Below are 18,113 nucleotides of genomic sequence, written 5' to 3'. Positions count from 1 at the left end.
AGAACCGCTCACGGCTCGAAGGCGTTCCCGGTGGCGATCTTGGGCCTGCCCAGCGTCGCAGGCCGCTGCACCGTTCGCGCCCGCCGGTAGACACGCGCGGTCGCGGCGGCGATTCGGGCCCAGTCGAACTCGGCGGCCAGCCGTGACTGCGCGGCCAGCGCGCGACGGCCCGCCGCGTCGGTGTCGGTGAGCACGGCGTCGACGGCGTCGACGAGCGAGGCCACGTCGCCGGGGGCGAACGCCAGCCCCGTCTCGCCGTCGATCACCAGCTCACCCAGACCGCCGACGGTGGAGGCGACCAGCGGGGCCTTGGCCGCCGCGGCCTCCAGCGCGACGATGCCGAACGGCTCGTACCGGCTGGGCAGCACCACGGCGTCCGCGGCGGCGAGCAAAGCGCGCAACTCCCGGTCGGAAAGGTGACCGACGAAGTCCACCGCTTGCGCCAGTTCCAGCCGGTCGGCCTGCTCCCGCAGTTGCTCGAGGTGCCTGCCCTTGCCCGCCACGACCAGCCGGGTCCCCGGATGCCGTCGCCGGACGGCGGGCAGCGCGTCCAGCAGGTCCTGCACCCCTTTCTCCCACTCCAGCCTGCCGAAGAACAGCAGCAGCGGCGCGCCGGTCCCGCCGTGTGTCTCGCGGGCTCGCCGCACCTGCTCGTCCGGCACCTGCCAGCCGCGCTCCTCGATGCCGTTGTGGATCACGGTGATGCTCTCGGTGGGCACCTCGAACAGTTGCGCCACCTCTGCCCGCATGGACTGCGAGCAGGTGATCAGCTCGTCCACCCGGTTGGCCAGCCACCACTCCACCGAGTGGATCTGCTGGTTGAGCGGGTGGGACAGCCAGCCGGAGTGCCTGCCGGCCTCGGTGGCGTGGATGGTGCCCACCAGCGGCACACCGGCGGCCTCGGCCAGCGCGATCGCGGGATGCGTGACCAGCCAGTCGTGGGCGTGCACCACGTCGGGACGCCAGCCTCGCAGCAGCGCCGTGCCCGCCCTGATCATCGCGTGGCCCATGGCCAGCGTCCAGGCCACCAGGTCCCGCTCGAACGTCAGGTGGGTGGGGTCCTCCGCGACCCGGACGATCCGCACCCCCTCCACCACCTCGTCGGTGGTCGGATGCGTCTCGGCGTCGGTGCCCGCGGGCTGCCTGCACAACACCACGACTTCGTGCCCGTCGAGGGCGAGATGCCTGGCCAGCGCGTGGACGTGCCGGGCAAGCCCCCCGACGACCACGGGCGGGTATTCCCACGACAGCATGAGCACGCGCATACGTGGAGGTTACTCACCGGTTCATTAGCCCGTGGCGACGCGTCCGTGTTCTCATCGAGGTGATGACCGCCTCAGCGCCGCTGTTCACGCCCTGGGCCGAGCAGGTCGGCCCGGACAACGCCCTGCCCGAGTACCCGCGGCCTCGGCTGCGCCGCCCGCGCTGGCTCAGCCTCAACGGGCTGTGGGACTACACGGCGCGTTCGGCCGACGGCGCGACGCATCCGGGTGAGCGCATCCTGGTGCCCTACCCGCCCGAGTCGGCGCTCTCCGGAATCGGGCGCCGTGACGAGCACATGTGGTACCGAAGGACCTTCGACATCCCGCCGGACTGGTGGGGCGGCCGGGTGTTGCTGCACTTCGGGGCGGTCGACCAGGTCGCGACGGTGTGGGTCAACCACCAGCCGCTGGCAAGGCACGAGGGCGGCTACACGGCGTTCAGCGTGGACATCACCGACGTGCTGCGCGACGACGCGGAGCAGGAACTGCTGGTACGCGCCGACGACATCGGCAACCGAGGCACCTTCGGTGTCGGCAAGCAGGCCAATCAGCCCGGCGGCATCCTCTACACCGGCGCATCGGGTATCTGGCAGTCGGTGTGGCTGGAGCCGGTGCCCGCCACCCACGTCGCCGCGCTCGACATCGGCTGCGACGAGCGGGGCCTCGACGTGGCCGCCACGGTCGCGGGCGACGAGGCGCGGGAACTGCAGGTCGTGGTCAGCGAACCGGGCGGCGGTGAGGTCGCCCGCGGCAGCGGTCCCTCGACCGGGCCGGTGCGCGTCGACGTGCCGAGGCCCCGGTTGTGGAGCCCCGACGACCCCTACCTCTACGACGTCACCGTGCTGCTGCGCGGTGAGCACGGCGAACCGATCGACGAGGTGGAAAGCTACGCGGGGCTGCGCACCATCGGGTTGGTCGAGGACGGCGAGGGCCGCTGCCGGATCGCGCTCAACGGCCGGATCACCTTCCTGCACGCGCTGCTGGATCAGGGTTACTGGCCTGACGGGATCTACACCGCACCCACCGACGAAGCGCTGCGCCACGACCTGGAGCGCACCAAGGAGTTGGGCTTCAACAGCGTTCGCAAGCACGTCAAGGTGGAACCGCAGCGCTGGTACTACTGGGCCGACCGACTTGGGCTGCTGGTCTGGCAGGACATCCCATCGCTGCCGGTGGTGCTGGAAAACCCGCCCGGTCCGCAGCCCGCGCCGGTGACGAAGGCTCGCGAGCGGTTCGAGGCGGAGCTGTCCGCGATCGTCACGCAACTGCGCGGGGTCACCGCCGTCGTGGTCTGGGTGCCGTTCAACGAGGGGTGGGGCGAGTACGACACCGCGCGCATCACGCAGCTGGTGAAGGCGGCCGACCCCACCCGGCTGGTGGTGGCCGACAGCGGGGTGAACTGCTGCCACTCCCACCCCGACTCCGGCGCGGGTGACGTCTACGACGACCACACCTACGTCGGGCCCGGCAGCCCGCGCGTCGACGACGGCAGGGCCACCGTCGACGGCGAGTACGGCGGCATCGGGCTGCTGCCGCAAGGGCATGCGTGGCCCGGTGAGCCGCTCGCCTACGAGATGGTCGAATCCGGGCAGGAGCTGACGCGGCGCTACGCGGAGGTGAGCCTCGACCTGGAGCGGGTGGTGCGGGAGGAGGGGCTCTCCGGCGCCGTCTACACCCAGACCACCGATGTGGAGAACGAGGTCAACGGCCTGCTCAGCTACGACCGCAGAGTGCTCAAAGTGGACTTCGAGGTGGTCGCGGAGCGCAACCGAGCGGTGATAGCGGCGGGCTCGTGGCCGCCCGGTCCCGCCGCCACCGAGTCGCGGCTGCTGAGCGTCCCCACCGAGGACACCGAGGACACCGAGGAAACCGAGGAAACCGGGGACGACCACGAAGCGCCCACCGGCGAGGCCGCAGGGTAATCGCTGTCCACACCGGACTGTTCGGCCGCGGCAGGCGCGGGACCCCACAAGGTCAGCGGTCGCCGGAAAGCAGGTCCCTGGCGTCGAGCTGACCGAAGGGATTGTCCAGCGCGCGCAGCGCGGCCGCTCGCGCCGCGGCGTCGGGCCCCGCGGAGCGCAGCAGCCGGGCCAGTTCGTCGAACCGCTCGGTGTGCGCCCGCGCGCGGCCGCGCGCGTAGTCGGCAGCGGAGTCCTTGGTGACCATGAACGCCCAGTCGCTCGACAGCGCCAGCAGCGCCTCGGTGACGGCCTGGTCGGCAACCGGGTCGCGCACCGTTCCCCTCGGCCGCAGCGTGAGCAGCCGCTGCTGCAGCGCCGTGTTGGCGGCGACCATGTCGCCAACCTGCTCGCCGTCCCACACTCGCCAGTCCTTGCCCGAGCCCCACGACGAAGCGGGCAGTTCCACCGGGCCACCCAGATGCCCGGCCTGCAGTGCTCCGGCGAGCGTGGTCACCCGCACCCCCGCCTCCGGCAGCGCGCGCAGCACGCCTTCCAGCCAGGCCGGGCCCTCGTGCCACCAGTGGCCGAACAGTTCGGTGTCGTAGGCCGCCACCACCAGCGAAGGCCTGCCGTGCCGACGCCGCAGTCCGCGCAGCCTGGACAGCACGGTGTCGACGAAGTCCTTGACGTGTAGCCGCAGCGTGTCGGCGGCGAGGGCGGGGTCGTAGGGCGCCTTGTCGGCGGGTGCCACGTGCTTGCCGGTGACCCGGGACGGTTTCAGCCCCACCTCGTGGGCCCAGGTGTGGAAGTCGCGGTAGCTGCTGTGTCCCGGGTAGCCGGACTTCGGCGACCACACCCGGTAGGTCACCTCCAGGTCGCGACCGAAACAGACCACGTCCGAGGAGCCGACCGTGCGCGCGGCGGAGGTGTCCCCGCGCAGCGACGGGCCGTCCACCAGGAAGCGCTCGACACCGTCGGCGGCGTAGCCGTCCTCCATGCCCGGTGCGTAGCCACACTCCGGCGCCCAGATCCCGGCAGGGCGCGTACCGACGCGAAGCGTGGTGTCGGCCAGCCCCGCGCGCAGCGCGAAGGATCGGACCCGCTCGTCGAGCAGTGGCTGGAACGGGTGGGTGAGCGGCCCGCCGAGCAACTCGACGACTCCGGAGTCCACAAGGGAACGAAGCAGTGGCGAGAACCCGTGCGACCAAAGGGCTTCGAACTGCTCCGTGGCGGCACACGCGGTGCGGTACTGCTCTGCGGCCAACTCGGAAAGCAACTCGTCACCGCGCCACAGTGAGGCGGCGTGCCGGGCGCGAAGCTGCCAGTGGCCCAGCCACTCGTGGAAGGTGCGAAGCGAGTAGGGGTCGTCCAGTTGCGCGGCCAGCACCGGGGTCACGCCCAGGGTCAGCACGTCGTGCCTGCCCTCGGCGGCGAACCGCCGCAGCAGGTCCACCACGGGAAGGTAGGAGTGTGCCCACGCCTGGTAGAGCCATTCCTCCCCGACCGGCCAGCTGCCCTGGTGCGCCAGCCACGGCAGGTGGCTGTGCAGGACGAGACAGAAGGTGCCCTCTGGTTGCGACGTGGCCGTCACGGCCGCACCGCCACCGCGATCAGGTCGAGGCTGGAGTCGAGGTCCTCGCCGTCGATGGCGAAATCCGCCGCACCGACCGACGCCACGTCCGCGAGCAGTTCCTCGGGCCAGCTCGCCTGGCCCGGCAGTGACCCCAGTACGACGTCGAGTTGTGCGTCGATGATCGACCCGCCGTGTTTCGCGTCCAGCTCACGAAGGCGGGCGCCGTGGCGAAGGCCGTGCAGCGATGCCACGGCGAACCCTGCCTCGGTGAGCAGTTCGGCCAGCTCGGACGGGGACAACTCCCTGGTGTGGTAGGGGTTCAGCGGAGTCGGCGAGTCCGGTGTGAAGGTGAGCCGGTTGGGGGTGGTGACCAGCAGCTTCCCGCCGGGCCGCAGCACCCGGTTGCACTCGGCGAGAAAGCCTTGCTGGTCCCACAGGTGTTCGATCACCTGCAGGTTGGCCACGACGCCGACGGCGGCGGTGCCGACGGGCAGGAACGCGAGGTTGCCCCGCACGGCGCCCAGCCGCGGGTAGTTGCGCGCCACGTGCTTCATGGTCGGCTGGTCGTAGTCCAGCGCGAGCACCCGCGAACCGGTGCCCGCGATCAGTGCCGCGCCGTAGCCCTCCCCGCAGCCCGCCTCCAGCACGGTCTCGCCCGCGCAATGGGGCAGCAGCGCCAGGTACGCGGCCTCGTGCCTGGCGAACCAGTAGTTCTCCTCCACGACACCAGGCACCGTGCGCTCGCCCGTCAGGTGCAGGGTCTGCGCCCGGTTCGTGGCAGCAGTCGACACTCGCGCTCTCCCTCGTCGGTGGTCACGGGCGCAAGGCGGCCGCGACCCGATTGGCGCTTACAGTGTGGGCGCTACGGTGATCCCGAGTGCACCGGGGCCGACGTGTGCGGCGATCACGGTGCTCGCCCGCACCACGACGATGTCGTTGAGGTTGGGAATGCTGTTGCGTAGCTGACCGACCACACTCAGCTCGCGGTCGGTGGGCGTGGCGCAGGCCACGGCGATGTCGACACCGGCGTTTCCCGCCCGGCGTACGGCGAGGTCGGTGAGCTTGGAAAGGGCGCGCTTTCCGCCCGCGACCCTGGCCAGTGGCGCCACCTGGCCCTCCCGCACGGTCAGCAACGGCTTGATCGACAGTGCCGTGCCCAGCATGGCGGAGGCGGCGCCGATCCGGCCGCCCCTGCGCAGGTACTCGAGGGTGTCGACGTAGAGCAGTTCGCTGGCGCCGCGGTAGCGCCGGTCGGCCGCCTCGATGACCCGCTGTGGCGACCCGCCCGCGGCCGCCGCCCGCGCGGCGGACAGCGCGGAGAAGCCCAGGCTCATGCTTGTGGTGCCACTGTCGATCACGTAGACGGGCACGCGGACCTGCTGCGCGGCCTCCCTGGCCGCCGCCACGGTCTGCGACATCCGGCCGGAGATGTGCAGGCTGACGATCGCGGCGGCTCCCGCGCTGACCGCGTCCTGATAGGTCCAGAAGAAGGCGCCGGGGTCCGGGGGTCTGGTACTGACCGGGTGCCCCGCGCGCAGCATCTCGATCAGGTCCGCCCGGTCGAACCGGTTCTCGTCGTCGACGCGGCCGTCGGCGACGATCTGGACCTGCACTACCGAGATGCCCCACTGCGCGGCCAGTTGCTCGGGGATACAGGCGGTCGAATCGGTGATCACTGCTACCGGCACGCCCGGCAGGTTATCCCTAGTAACCACCCGTTTGAAGCAGTGCGTTGCAACTTTCGGCGGCAACGGGATAAACCGCACGTAGTTCCCGGTGCTCGGATCAGTTACCGGGACGATCGTCCCGGTAAAATGGCATTCCAGGTGAATGCCGTCACCTCGCGGAGCGGGCCCGGCCGAGGAGGCCCTAATCTACCGAGCAGTAACGCCTCGCGTGTGCGCCTAAGGAGATCCATGACCAACATCGTTGTCCTGGTCAAGCAGGTGCCTGACACCTACTCGGAGCGAAAGCTGTCCGAGACCGACCACACCCTTGACCGCGAGTCCGCCGACGCGGTGATCGACGAGATCAACGAGCGCGCCGTCGAGGAAGCGCTCAAGATCAAGGAAGCGGGCGAGGGCGAGGTGACCGTCCTGTGCGTCGGTCCCGAGCGCGCTACCGACGCGATCCGCAAGGCACTGTCGATGGGAGCCGACAAGGCCGTCCACGTCTGCGACGAGGCGCTGCACGGCTCCGACATGCTGGCCACGGCCAAGGTGATCGCCGCGGCCGTCCGTCAGATCGAAGGCGTGGACCTGGTGATCGCGGGCAACGAGGCGTCCGACGGTCGCGGCGGCGCCGTTCCCGCGGTGCTCGCCGAGCTGCTCGGCCTGCCGCAGCTCACCCACGCGCGCCAGCTCACCGTGGACGGCGGCTCGGTGAAGGTCGACCGCGAGACCGAGGACGGCATCACGCACCTCGAGGCGAGCCTGCCCGCCGTGGTCAGCGTGACCGAGAAGATCAACGAGCCGAGGTACCCCTCCTTCAAGGGCATCATGGCCGCGAAGAAGAAGCCGGTCCAGACCCTGACCGTGGCCGACCTCGGCGTCGACGCGAGCGAGGTGGGCCTGGCCAACGCGTGGTCCACCGTCCTGGAGGCCTCGCCGAAGCCGCCGCGCACCGCGGGCCAGCGCGTGGAGGACGAGGGCGACGGCGGCAGCAAGGTCGCCGAGTACCTGGTCGGCCAGAAGATCATCTGACAGCACCGGCAGACATCGACAGACAAGGAAACCAACTCATGGCCGAAGTTCTCGTCCTCGTCGATCACGTCGACGGTGAGGTCAAGAAGGTCACCTACGAGCTGCTGACGGCGGCGCGGGCGCTCGGTGAGCCCTCCGCGGTCGTGGTCGGCGCTCCCGGCACCGCAGGCAAGGCGAGGGAGTCGCTGGCGTCCTACGGCGCGGCGAAGGTCTACGCCGCTGAGTCCGAGGACGCCACCGGCTACCTGGTGACGCCGAAGGTCGACGCGCTGGCGGCGGTGGCCGACCAGGCATCGCCCGCGGCGGTGCTGGTACCCGCCACGTCCGAGGGCAAGGAGGTCTCCGGGAGGCTCGCCGCCCGCCTGGGCTCCGGCTGGCTGGTCGACGCCGTCGGCGTCGGCGCGGACGGCACCGTGGAGCAGTCCGTCTTCGGTGGTGCGTTCTCGGTGAAGGCCAAGGCCGCCAAGGGCGTTGCGGTGATCTCGGTGCGCCCCGGTGCGGTGGAGGCCGAGCAGGCCGAGGGGGCAGGCGCCGAGGAGTCGGTTTCGCTGCCCGCCGCGGACCCGGCCAAGGCCGCCCGGATCACCGGGGTGGAGCCGGTGGTCGGTGGCGACCGACCCGAACTCACCGAGGCGTCGATCGTGGTCTCCGGTGGCCGCGGTGTCGGCTCGGCGGAGAAGTTCGAGGTCGTGGAGAAGCTGGCGGACGCGCTCGGCGCCGCGGTGGGCGCTTCCCGTGCCGCCGTCGACTCCGGGTACTACCCCGCGCAGTTCCAGGTGGGCCAGACCGGTAAGACGGTCTCGCCGCAGCTGTACGTCGCGCTCGGCATCTCCGGTGCCATCCAGCACCGGGCGGGCATGCAGACGTCGAAGACGATCGTCGCGGTGAACAAGGACCCCGAGGCGCCGATCTTCGAGATCGCCGACTTCGGCGTGGTGGGCGACTTGTTCAACGTCGCCCCGCAGCTCACCGAAGAGGTCGCCAAGCGCAAGGGCTGACCGCTGTCGAAACCGGCCACCGGGACCTCGCGTCCCGGTGGCCGGTTCGCGTCGGCGAACGCGGTTTTAACGCGTTGTGCAGCCGCAGGACACGATCGGCACTCCGTGGCTTCGCAATCCGGCGCGAGGATCGGCGCATGACACGGTCACAGCTTCTCGCCAGCACTGACCGGACGGGCGCGGGCAACGCGCGGTACTCGCTGCTCGTCGCCCACGACAACGACGACGTGCTGGCCGCGCAGCGGCTACGCCACCAGGTCTTCGCGGGGGAACTGGGCGCGCGGCTGCACACCACGCGGCCCGGGGTGGACGCCGACTACTTCGACGACTTCTGCGACCACCTCGTGGTTCGCGACGACAACACCGGTGAGATCGTCGGCACCTACCGGATGCTGCCGCCGCGGCGGGCGGCCGAGGCGGGGCAGTTGTACGCCGACCTCGAATTCGAGCTGAGCAGGATCGACCACCTGCGGCCGGGGCTTGTGGAGACCGGCCGTTCCTGCGTGCACGCCGACCACCGCAGCGGCGCCGTCGTCGGCCTGGTGTGGGCGGGCATCGCCAGGTACATGTTGCTTTCCGGGCACCGCTACCTGGCAGGCTGTGCCTCGGTGCCGCTCGCCGACGGCGGGATCGGCGCGGCGCAGGTGTGGGATCTGGTGTCGCACCGGCACTACGCGCCTGCCGAACACCGGGTGACACCGCTGCGACCCTGGAACGTCGACACGGTCGGGCCTCGCCCTCGCGGCGCGCTGCCGCCACTGCTGCGTGGTTACGTGCGGCTGGGTGCGAAGGTGTGCGGGCCGCCCGCGTACGACCGGGACTTCGGTGTCGCGGACTTCTTCGTCCTGCTCGACCTGCAACAGGTGGACGAGCGGTACCTGAAGTTCTTCCTCGGAGCCCAGGTGTGAGCGGTATGGACCACGTCTGGATGCCCGTGTCGCCGTGCGGGCCTGGATGCCTGACCCGTGACGAGCCGGTGGTCGGCCTGCCCCGCCGAGTGGTGCGGTTCGCCCGAGCCGCCGCGGTGCTGTGCGTGGCGTTGCTGCTGGCCCCCTGCCTGGCCGCGCTTCCCGCGGCAGGTAGGCGGCGCGCGGTGCGGCTGGTCTTTCGTGGCCTGCTCGCCGCGTTCGAGGTGCGCCTCGTCGTGCACGGCGAGTTGGACTCACCGGGTCGCGGAGCGCTGGTGGTGAACAACCACATCTCCTGGCTCGACATCGTCGCCGTCAACGCGGTCCGTCCCATGCGGGCACTCGCCAAGCGCGAGATCGCCCGCTGGCCGGTGCTGGGCCGGCTGGTTTCCCGCTCGGGCAGCATCTACCTGGATCGGGGCAGGCTTTCCACCCTGCCCGCCACGGTGGCGCGGGTCGCCGCCGCGCTGCGGGAGGGCTCGCTGGTCAACGTCACCCCGGAAGGCACGACCTGGTGCGGGTCCGCGTCGGGGCGGTTTCGGCCCGCGCTGTTCCAGGCCGCCATCGACGGCGGGGTCGGCGTTGTCCCCGTGGCGCTGCGCTACCGCAGCGGCGACGGAAGGCAGACCACCTGGCCCGCCTTCGTGGGCACCGAGTCGCTGATCGAGTCGCTGCGCAGGGTCGCGAGGTTGCGCGGGCTGGTACTGGAGTTGTTCGTGTGCCCCGAGATCGCGCCCGGCCGTGCCGCCGACCGGGCGGAACTGGCGCGGCTGGCGCAGGCCGCCGTGCACGCGGCACTGGGAACGACGCAACTGGTGCGTCCCGCTCGCGGCCGGGTGGTACGACCGGTACGACCGGTAGGATCACTGCCCGCCACGGTGTGACCGCCTCCACAGCTCGCGTGCACGAATGGTCCGGTCCTGCCCGTATCCTGCCTACCTGAACCCGCGACCGCGTGCAGGACGCGATGGAGGCGACGCGTGGCCATCGAGCTACTCGGGGGGCGTTACCGGCTGGTCGACGTGCTCGGCCGTGGCGGCATGGGGCAGGTGTACCGCGCGCTGGACACCCGGCTCGACCGCACCGTGGCGTTGAAACTGCTCACCGACACCGCCGACGAGCGCCACGGCGACCGGTTGCGGCGCGAGGCCGAGCTGCTGTCGCGGTTGGCGGATCGGCACATCGTCGAGGTGCTCGACGCGGGCGAGGCCGACGGCAGGCTGTACGTGGCCATGCGGCTGGTGGAAGGTCCGGACCTGCGCCGCGTGCTCGGCCACGGTCCGCTGGAACCCCGGCGGGCGGTGCGGATTCTGTCCCAGGTGGCCGCCGCGCTCGACGCGGCGCACCGGGCCGGGATCGTGCACCGCGACGTGAAGCCGTCGAACATCCTGCTCGCCGAGCACGAGGACCAGGGCGACGGCCGGCACGACAGCGAGGACGAGCACGAGGGCGAGGCGGAGCCGGGGGAGCAGGCCTACCTCACCGACTTCGGTATCGCCGTGTCGCTCGCACCGCAGGCCACGCGGCTCACCAGGACCGGCAGCTACGTGGGGTCACTCGACTACATCGCCCCGGAACAGTTGCGCGGGCAGGACGTCACCGGCGCGGCGGACGTGTACTCGCTGGCGTGCGTGCTGTACGAGTGCCTCACCGGCAAGGTGCCCTTCCCCGCCGCCGACGCGGCCGCGAAGCTGGCCGCGCAGCTGAACGACCCGCCCGCCGCGCCGTCGGTGTTCGACCCACGAATCCCGCCCTCGCTGGATTTGGTCGTGGCCACCGGTATGGACAAGGACCCCCGCCGCCGCTACGCGAGCGCGGGCGAACTGCTGGCGGCCGCCGACTCCGCGCTCGCCGACCGGGAACCTGCGGCGCCGCCTTCGGCCACCGCGCCCGGCACGGCCGTGGCACCGGGCGATGGCGGCGACGAAGTGTTGCTGCGCGCCATAGTGTCGGCGGCGCAGCGCCGACACTCGCGCCCCACGAACGGCCCCGGCGCGGACGGCGAACCGTGCCCCTACCCGGGCCTGAGAAGCTTCGACACCGGCGATGCCGCGTGGTTCCACGGGCGGGCCGCGGAGGTGACAGAGCTGCTGGTGCGGCTTTCCCGGCAGCTGGCAGCGAACGAACCGGTCGTCGTGCTCGGTGCCTCGGGGACGGGCAAGTCCTCGCTGCTTCGCGCAGGGCTGTTCCCCGCACTCGACGAGGCAGGCTGCGACTGGCCGAGGCTGGCGCTGACGCCGGGCGAGCGGCCGGTGGAGACACTGGCCACCCGGCTGGCCGCCGTGACCGGCGAGGACCCGGCCGCGCTGGCGGAGAGCATCCGGCGGGAGCCGGCCGCCTTCGGTGGGCACTGCACACCGGGCCGTGGTCGGCGGCTGCTGATCGTGGTCGACCAGTTCGAGCAGCTGTTCACCGACGGCGCGAGCGCCACCGATCGCGCCGCGTTCGCCGAGGCGCTGGCCTGCGCCTCGCCCGCCGCCGTGATCGTCGCGGTGCGCGCCGACTACCTGCCCGACTGCATCGCGCTGGAACGGCTGCGAGCCGGGCTGGACAACCCGGTGGTGGTCGGCCCGCTCGGCCCCGAAGGGCTTCGCGAGGTCATCACCGTTCCCGCCGCCGAAGCCGGACTGTCCATCGAGGACGGTCTCGTCGAGCGGCTGGTCGCCGACATCGGCGCGGGGGACGGCGGCGTGGCCGAGCGGGGCGCGCTGCCGAGACTGGCCCACGCGCTGCGGGAGACCTGGAACAACCGTGAAGGCGATACTCTGACGCTGGCGGGCTACCAGGCGACGGGCGGGGTCACCCGAGCCGTCGCGGTGAGCGCAGACCAGCTCTACCAGCGGTTGGACGCCGCACGCGCAGCGGCGTTTCGCTCCACCCTGCTGCGCCTTGTGAAGGTGCTGCCGGACGGTGCCATGGCCCGCCGCCGCGCCGACCGCGGCGAACTGGACCCCGACGCGGTCGCCGAACTGGTCGAAGCCCGGCTGGCCACCGCGGACGAGGAGGGTGTGCGGCTGGCCCACGACGCGCTGCTGACCGCCTGGCCACGGTTGCGGGATTGGGTGCAGGCCGACCGCCAGCACCTGCTGTCGCGGCAGCGGCTGCAGGAGGCGGCCGCCGCCTGGCTGGAGGGCGGACGCGACCGAGGCGACCTCTACCGGGGTGCCCGGCTCGCCGAGGCCCTCGAGTGGGCGCAGGCCGACGGCGAACTCCCCGACGGCGAACGGGAGTTCCTCGAAGCGGGCAGGCGCGAGCAGCAGCGCAGCACGCGGCGGCTGCGTGGGGTCGTGGCGGGCCTTGCCGTGCTGCTCGTCGCGGCACTTCTGGCCACGGCAATGGCGGTCAACGCCCGCGACGACGCGGGCACGCAGGCGCAGCTGGCGCTGTCCCGGCAGCTCGCGGCGGAGTCGCTGGCGCTGGCGGAATGGGACCCGGTGGGCGCCCGAAAGACCGCGCTGCGGGCGTGGCGCGCGGCGCCGACGGCTGAGGCGCGCGGCGCGCTGTTCTCGGTCGACAACGCCACCTACCCGGTGCGGTACGAGTCCGGGCTCGATCCGGTGTTCACCACCGACGTCAGCGCCGATGGTGATCTGGTAGCGATCGGTGGAATGGGACGCTCCGGTGCCGAGGTCGTGGTGTTGGACACCGTCTCGGGGCAGCGGTTCACACTCGCGACAGGTCTCGGTTCGGATCCGGTGCAGGCGGTTCGGTTCTCCCCGGACGCGGGCATGCTCGCCGTCGCCGTTTTCGGCGAAGCCAGGGTCGGGGTGTGGGACGTCAAGCAGCGTCGGCGGCTCGCCAGGCTCGACCAGGGTGCGGTGGCCGTCGGGCCGATCGCGTGGCGAGCCGACGGCACGGCGCTGGCCGCGCAGACCGCCGACGGCGAGGACAGCCGCATCGGCGCGTGGGATCCACGCACCGGGCGGTTCCGGCGCTGGCTGACCGGCGCCGCCCCGGACGGCCTGCTCGCCTTCGACCTGGCCTTCGGCAAGGACGGCGCACGGCTGGCCGTCGGCCGCATCGACGGCACCGTGGAGCTGTGGAACCCCGGCAGCGGCGAGTTGGTGCACCGCGACACCGCCCACCGCGACGCCGCGCCGGACGCTGAATCGACCATGCCCGCGACACTGGCGTTCTCCGGGGAGCTGCTGGCGTCGGCGAGCATGGCGGACAACGACATCCGGCTTCGCGACGCCGTCACCGGCGAGCCCGTGGGCGCGATCGCCGACCGCACCAGACACACCAGCGACCCCACGCAGGGACCGGGAACCCTCGCCTTCTCCGGCGACGGTGCCTACCTGCTGAGCGGCACCGGCGGCAGAGTCATCGCGTGGGACCCTGTCGACCGCACGCGGCTCGGCGAGTACCCCAACGGCCCCGCGCAGGGGCCGGTGGTGGGGCAGACCGTGATCGCGCTCGCCGCATCCGCCGACGGCAGCACCACCGTGGCGGCCCAGGTCGGTGGTGGCATCGTCAGCTGGCCCCGCAGCGGCGCGTGGTTCGAGCGGGCCACCGGTTCGGTGCTGGGTGTGGCTTTCCGGCCGGGCGGCACCCACGCTGCTGCCGTCGACGGCGACGGCAAGCTGTACACCTGGGACTACTCCACCGGCAGGGCAACCGCCTCGCCACTGGAACTGAACTCGATCGCCACCGCGGTCGGCTACGCCGGGGACGGCACCAGGGTGGTCGGCGCACTCGACGGCACCATCACGGTGCAACCACCGGGAGGAGAACCGCTGACACTGGAGCTCGGCGCCGAGTTCCGCGGCCATCTCGCGATCTCCGCCGACTCCGCGTTGCTCGCCGCGGCGAGCAGCCGCTCGCTCGCCGATGAGCGGGGTTCGCGCATCCGGGTGTGGGAGTTGGCTACCGGGCGGCGGCTGGCCGCGCTGGACGACGTGCCCGGCGGCGTGTCGGCGTTGGCGTTCAGTCCGGACGGCTCGCGGCTGCTCGCCGCGAGCAGCGAGGAGCCCGCGCAGGTCACCGACAGTGTGAGCGGTGCCGCCGTTGCGTTGTTGAGCTGGCAGGCCGACGACCTCACCACCCGACCCACCGAGGTGGCCATCGACAGCCCGGTGCTCGACGCGGCCTTCACCCCGGACGGCCGGAGCCTGGTGCTCGCGTCGTTGAACGGACACATCGAGGTCCGCGACGCGGACACCGGGCGGTTGCGGCGTCAGTTCGGTGACCATCCCTCCGCGGTGCGGGCGCTGGCGATCGCTCCTGACGGCACCACGCTCGCGACCGCCACCACCGACGACGCGACCGTGTGGCTGTGGGACCTCGCCGAAGGCGGCCTGCTGGCGAGGCTGAACTCCGGACGCGGTTTCGAGGTCAACGACCTCGCGTTCTCCCCGGACGGCGGCGTGCTCGCCAGGGCGGGCAGCGACAGCGACGTGGCGATGTGGCGTACCGACACCGACGTGGTCGTGCAGCGTGTCTGCCGAAGCCTCGCCGAGGTGGGAGAGCCCACCGCGGACCTCGGCTGCGGCGGCGACTGAGCCCGCGGGGGCGGAACCTTCCGCTGCCGCCGACCACCTCCGCCGCGCGATCGTCTCTGCCGTGACGACAAGGAGCGGCGGATGAATTCGAAACAGCGACGATGGCGACCGGCGGTACGCACGCTCGTGCGTGCGGTGTCACCGGCACGGCCGCGGTGGCACCGCGAGCCGGGTAGCTCGAAGGTGGTCGTGCGCAACGGTGGGGCGGTCCCCCACCGGCCCCGAAGGGGGTGGCGGCGGTGACAGCGGCGATGCGGCACGGCTGGCGGCTCAGCGCGACGGTGGTCGGGCTCGGCGCGGTCACCGTCGTGACCGTGCTGGCGCTGGCTCTGATGTGGACGTTCGGCTGGGGATGGTTCTCCGCCACTACCGCCGAGTTGCGTGGCCAGCAGGCGCAACGCGAGCGCGTCGAGGCGGGTGGTGACTACCGCATCGCGGCCTACGAACACTTCTTCGACCTGTGCGCGGCCGTCCAGAGCAAGGAAAGCACCATCGCGCAGCTGCAGGCGGAACTGCCCGGCGCGGATCAGCGGCGCGTGCAGCAGATCCGGACCACGCTCACCGCCCTGCGTTCCAGCAGGGCCTCGGCCATTCACGAGTACAACGCCGACGCGCGCAAGGCGGCCACCACGGGCAGGTTCCGTGACCTGGGGCTGCCCCGCCGGCTCGACATCGAGGAGGAGACCTCATGCGCACCGCGAAGGTGAGGGCACTCGTCGCAGTGGTGGCGCTGCTGTTCGCGGCAGGTTGCACCAGCGACACCGCGCAGGACCACGAGCGCGCAAGGCAGCAGAGCGGCTACGACCGGCTCACCAGCGCACAGCCCGCCGAACAGATGGGATACAGCCCGACGAGGGAGACGATCAACTACTGGATCAAGACCTGGGACGAGCCGCAGAAGCTCTCCTACGTGTACCTGCTGGCGGGCAACGGTCAACTGGTCGGCTACTACGTGTTCACCGGGCTGCCGGTGTCGTACTGCGCCTCGCTCACCCCGACCTACCGCTGGGAAGGCGGCGGCTCCCAGTCCGAGCCGGTGCCCGCGCCCGCCATGGACGGCGTCTACTACAGCGGGCAGGGCTCGTGTGAGACCTACTACGGCCGCGACGCCACCACCGGCTCCTATCTGGAGTACACGGTCGGCACCGGCATCAGCGCACTCGTCTACGAAGAACCGTTGCCCCGTGCGGACGTCGAGCCGCTCGGCTTCACGAAGGTGGAGGACGTGAAATGACCGCGAACGACGCGGGCGGCACACGATTGCCCCCGAGGCGCCGCGAAGCCGATCGCGAACTCGGCAAGCCGGTCGTGGTGCTGCTGACAGTGCTCACGCTGGCCAATGTCTACGCCATGGTCAGCGGTGTGGCACTGGTCGCCGACGAGTTCGAGCACGGCAGCGAACTGGACGACCTGTCGGCCCGGTTGGCGGTGCTGTCGCTGGCCGAGGCGGTGGTGTCGCTGGGTTTCCTCACGGCGGTGTGGCTGCGGCAGTTGTGGGGCGTGCACGCCTACCTGGCGGTGAAGGTGGTTATGGTGCTGTTGATCTCGGTGGCGGCGCGGCACTTCGTGCCACTGGCGTTGCTGCCGACACTGCTGGGGGTACTGCTGTGGGCGGCGGTCCACCACGCGGGCTGGCGACCACGGGACCCGCGCTGGTGAACCGCGAGCGAGCCGGAGGAAAGGCCGATGTTGACAGTGACGATGCGTTCGCCCGAACTGCACCCGGTGGCGCTGACCTCGGGGGAGCGGCTGCTGTTCGGCAGGGCGCCGCACAGCACGGCGAGGCAGCCGGGCCGGTACGCGGTGGCCCTGCCCGGCTGCGCCCCGCACGTGTCGCGGGTGCTCGCCGACGTGGTTGTCTCCGACGGCGCCGCGCGGCTCACCTGGCGCGGCGCGAACGAGGCGATGCTGTCCAGCCTGTTCGAGGCGCCGGGTGGCGCGCGCCGGGTCACCCTGGTACGTGGAATGTCCACTGTGCTCGATGACGGCAAGAACGAGCTCGTCGTGTTCGGGGCCAGAGCGCTCGGGCAGCGCACGGCCGATCTGGCGCTGACGTTCCTGGTGGCCGCGACCCGAGGCCGAGGCGAGCCCACCGAACTGGAGGCTGCCCGCGCCGCCGGTGCGGGCACCCCGGTCACCGAGGAGGCCCCGCAGGCGCTGACCCGCTACTCCAAGGTGTGGTTCGTCGCGCTCGCGCTGGCCGAGCCGCTGCTGGCGGGCGAGGACGACGAGGCGAGAGTGCCCACTCACCAGGAGATCCACCGCAGGGTCAGTCACTGGCGAGACGGGCAGGCGTGGAACCTCGCCGACCCCAGGCGGGTGGACGAGGCCGTCAAGAAGATCTCGCGGATCGCGTTCGGGGAGGAGGCCGACCCCTACACCGCCGCGCGGGAGGGCAAGTTGTTCAACGCGCGGTTCGCCGTGGCGAGGCGCGCGGCGCAGCGCAGGCTGGTCACCGCCGAGGACCTCGACGAGGTGGAACGGGCCGCGCGCGAGCGGCGCTGATCCGGCGTGGCGTGACGAGAGCGGCGTGATGAGCGAGCGGCGTGATGAGCGAGCACTGCCTCAACGGAGCGCGCCACGCCTTCACACCAGTTCCCGGATCACCTCGACGAGCATCGTCGTCAACGTGTCGAACGTCGATTCGCCCTCGGCGCCGGTGGCCTCCGCGGGCGAGCCGTCGCGGTCCGGCGCGTCCCGCAGCCGCGCGGTGTCGACGAGTTCGGGGCGTTCGGCCAGCACGAGCGAGGTCTCGCAGCGGCCCGCGTGGCACTGCCCGCCGCGAAACCGCTCCGGCAGCCGCCGCGCGACGGGATGCCGGGCCGGATCGAGATGCCCGATGTGCTGGCCGCTTCGCAGGGCCACCGTGTGCACTGCGCGCCGCAACGTCGCCAACTGCTCCGGTGCGGAATGGTTGTCGACCAGCACGACGCGCGGCAGCCCCTGCTCGCCGAGCGCGGTGCAGACATCGACGATCAGCGAGTGCAGCGTCTCCTGCCCGATGCCCACGGCACCGTCGGTGGCGCAGCGGGTCACGCCGTAGCCGAGCGGGGGCAGGATCAGCACGCGGACGTGCTCGTCGGTGGCCAGCCGTGCCGCCGCCCGCTCACACATGCTCTGCGAGACGAGCTGGTCGGTGCCCAGCGGTGCGTGTGGCCCGTGCGGCCGCACCGCCCCGATCGGCAACAGCGACACCGGCACCCGAGGCCCCCGTCGCAGTGCGGCCAGCTGCGGCGAGGACAGCTCTGCGAAACGCACGGCCCTAAGC

General features: G+C 71.8%; 15 protein-coding genes. 10 read left to right on the top strand and 5 right to left on the bottom strand.

Translation table 11 applies throughout. From position 1 onward, the window contains the following. Positions 1 to 8: 8 nt before the first annotated feature. Positions 9 to 1,265, bottom strand: coding sequence for a glycosyltransferase family 4 protein (locus SACMADRAFT_RS18980; protein ID WP_009155457.1), 1,257 nt, complete (start codon positions 1,263 to 1,265; stop codon positions 9 to 11). 62 nt (positions 1,266 to 1,327) lie between these two features. Between SACMADRAFT_RS18980 and SACMADRAFT_RS18975 the strand changes: the two genes are divergently transcribed. After that, entirely contained in the window at positions 1,328 to 3,184 is a 1,857-nt protein-coding gene (locus tag SACMADRAFT_RS18975) for a glycoside hydrolase family 2 protein (RefSeq protein ID WP_050998182.1), read from the top strand. Positions 3,185 to 3,236: 52 nt separating this feature from the next. Here SACMADRAFT_RS18975 and SACMADRAFT_RS18970 read toward each other — a convergent pair whose 3' ends face one another. The 3 genes from SACMADRAFT_RS18970 to SACMADRAFT_RS18960 are packed head-to-tail and all read right to left on the bottom strand — an operon-like array spanning position 3,237 to position 6,424. Further along, the gene (locus SACMADRAFT_RS18970) at positions 3,237 to 4,754 is read right to left on the bottom strand and encodes a 1,4-alpha-glucan branching protein domain-containing protein (RefSeq protein ID WP_009155455.1); all 1,518 of its coding nucleotides are present in this window, start codon (positions 4,752 to 4,754) and stop codon (positions 3,237 to 3,239) included. After that, a complete protein-coding gene (locus tag SACMADRAFT_RS18965) occupies positions 4,751 to 5,527 on the bottom strand; it encodes a class I SAM-dependent methyltransferase (protein ID WP_009155454.1) in 777 nt (258 codons plus the stop codon). The genes SACMADRAFT_RS18970 and SACMADRAFT_RS18965 overlap by 4 nt, the downstream gene beginning before the upstream one ends. A gap of 57 nt (positions 5,528 to 5,584) precedes the next feature. Further along, positions 5,585 to 6,424 carry a DegV family protein gene (locus tag SACMADRAFT_RS18960; RefSeq protein ID WP_232285433.1) on the bottom strand — a complete coding sequence of 280 codons (840 nt, stop codon included), beginning with the start codon at positions 6,422 to 6,424 and terminating at the stop codon, positions 5,585 to 5,587. 228 nt (positions 6,425 to 6,652) lie between these two features. On the opposite strand from SACMADRAFT_RS18960, the gene SACMADRAFT_RS18955 reads away from it, so the two are divergent. The 9 genes from SACMADRAFT_RS18955 (at position 6,653) to SACMADRAFT_RS18915 (ending at position 17,350) form a co-directional block, all read left to right on the top strand. Further along, positions 6,653 to 7,438 carry an electron transfer flavoprotein subunit beta/FixA family protein gene (locus SACMADRAFT_RS18955; protein WP_009155452.1) on the top strand — a complete coding sequence of 262 codons (786 nt, stop codon included), beginning with the start codon at positions 6,653 to 6,655 and terminating at the stop codon, positions 7,436 to 7,438. A 38-nt stretch (positions 7,439 to 7,476) separates the two neighbouring features. Then, entirely contained in the window at positions 7,477 to 8,436 is a 960-nt protein-coding gene (locus SACMADRAFT_RS18950; RefSeq protein WP_009155451.1) for an electron transfer flavoprotein subunit alpha/FixB family protein, read from the top strand. A 137-nt stretch (positions 8,437 to 8,573) separates the two neighbouring features. Continuing rightward, the gene (locus tag SACMADRAFT_RS18945; protein ID WP_009155450.1) at positions 8,574 to 9,344 is read left to right on the top strand and encodes a GNAT family N-acetyltransferase; all 771 of its coding nucleotides are present in this window, start codon (positions 8,574 to 8,576) and stop codon (positions 9,342 to 9,344) included. 5 nt (positions 9,345 to 9,349) lie between these two features. Beyond that, the gene (locus SACMADRAFT_RS18940; RefSeq protein WP_009155449.1) at positions 9,350 to 10,228 is read left to right on the top strand and encodes a lysophospholipid acyltransferase family protein; all 879 of its coding nucleotides are present in this window, start codon (positions 9,350 to 9,352) and stop codon (positions 10,226 to 10,228) included. A 96-nt stretch (positions 10,229 to 10,324) separates the two neighbouring features. Beyond that, the gene (locus SACMADRAFT_RS18935; protein WP_009155448.1) at positions 10,325 to 14,845 is read left to right on the top strand and encodes an nSTAND1 domain-containing NTPase; all 4,521 of its coding nucleotides are present in this window, start codon (positions 10,325 to 10,327) and stop codon (positions 14,843 to 14,845) included. A 239-nt stretch (positions 14,846 to 15,084) separates the two neighbouring features. Further along, the gene (locus tag SACMADRAFT_RS18930; protein ID WP_009155447.1) at positions 15,085 to 15,552 is read left to right on the top strand and encodes a hypothetical protein; all 468 of its coding nucleotides are present in this window, start codon (positions 15,085 to 15,087) and stop codon (positions 15,550 to 15,552) included. After that, the gene (locus SACMADRAFT_RS18925; RefSeq protein ID WP_009155446.1) at positions 15,534 to 16,079 is read left to right on the top strand and encodes a hypothetical protein; all 546 of its coding nucleotides are present in this window, start codon (positions 15,534 to 15,536) and stop codon (positions 16,077 to 16,079) included. Before SACMADRAFT_RS18930 ends, SACMADRAFT_RS18925 begins: the two co-directional genes overlap by 19 nt. Next, entirely contained in the window at positions 16,076 to 16,504 is a 429-nt protein-coding gene (locus SACMADRAFT_RS18920; RefSeq protein WP_009155445.1) for a hypothetical protein, read from the top strand. Before SACMADRAFT_RS18925 ends, SACMADRAFT_RS18920 begins: the two co-directional genes overlap by 4 nt. A gap of 27 nt (positions 16,505 to 16,531) precedes the next feature. Beyond that, on the top strand, positions 16,532 to 17,350 hold the full coding sequence (locus tag SACMADRAFT_RS18915) for a hypothetical protein (protein ID WP_009155444.1): 819 nt from the start codon (positions 16,532 to 16,534) through the stop codon (positions 17,348 to 17,350). Between the two features lie 81 nt (positions 17,351 to 17,431). On the opposite strand, the gene SACMADRAFT_RS18910 is transcribed toward SACMADRAFT_RS18915, so the two are convergent. Further along, complete coding sequence (locus tag SACMADRAFT_RS18910; RefSeq protein ID WP_009155443.1) at positions 17,432 to 18,103, bottom strand: creatininase family protein; 672 nt, start codon at positions 18,101 to 18,103, stop codon at positions 17,432 to 17,434. Positions 18,104 to 18,113 lie beyond the last annotated feature (10 nt).

Source organism: Saccharomonospora marina XMU15, assembly GCF_000244955.1.
Lineage (GTDB): Bacteria > Actinomycetota > Actinomycetes > Mycobacteriales > Pseudonocardiaceae > Saccharomonospora_A > Saccharomonospora_A marina.
The sequence above is the reverse complement of the archived record's forward strand: the minus strand, read 5'-3'. Positions and strand labels throughout refer to the sequence as shown.

Coding starts and splice junctions, on each gene's coding strand:
- SACMADRAFT_RS18980 (WP_009155457.1), bottom strand. CDS start 1,265: ATGCGCGTGCTCATGCTGTCGTGGGAATACCCGCCCGTGGTCGTCGGG.
- SACMADRAFT_RS18975 (WP_050998182.1), top strand. CDS start 1,328: ATGACCGCCTCAGCGCCGCTGTTCACGCCCTGGGCCGAGCAGGTCGGC.
- SACMADRAFT_RS18955 (WP_009155452.1), top strand. CDS start 6,653: ATGACCAACATCGTTGTCCTGGTCAAGCAGGTGCCTGACACCTACTCG.
- SACMADRAFT_RS18950 (WP_009155451.1), top strand. CDS start 7,477: ATGGCCGAAGTTCTCGTCCTCGTCGATCACGTCGACGGTGAGGTCAAG.
- SACMADRAFT_RS18945 (WP_009155450.1), top strand. CDS start 8,574: ATGACACGGTCACAGCTTCTCGCCAGCACTGACCGGACGGGCGCGGGC.
- SACMADRAFT_RS18940 (WP_009155449.1), top strand. CDS start 9,350: ATGGACCACGTCTGGATGCCCGTGTCGCCGTGCGGGCCTGGATGCCTG.
- SACMADRAFT_RS18925 (WP_009155446.1), top strand. CDS start 15,534: ATGCGCACCGCGAAGGTGAGGGCACTCGTCGCAGTGGTGGCGCTGCTG.
- SACMADRAFT_RS18920 (WP_009155445.1), top strand. CDS start 16,076: ATGACCGCGAACGACGCGGGCGGCACACGATTGCCCCCGAGGCGCCGC.
- SACMADRAFT_RS18915 (WP_009155444.1), top strand. CDS start 16,532: ATGTTGACAGTGACGATGCGTTCGCCCGAACTGCACCCGGTGGCGCTG.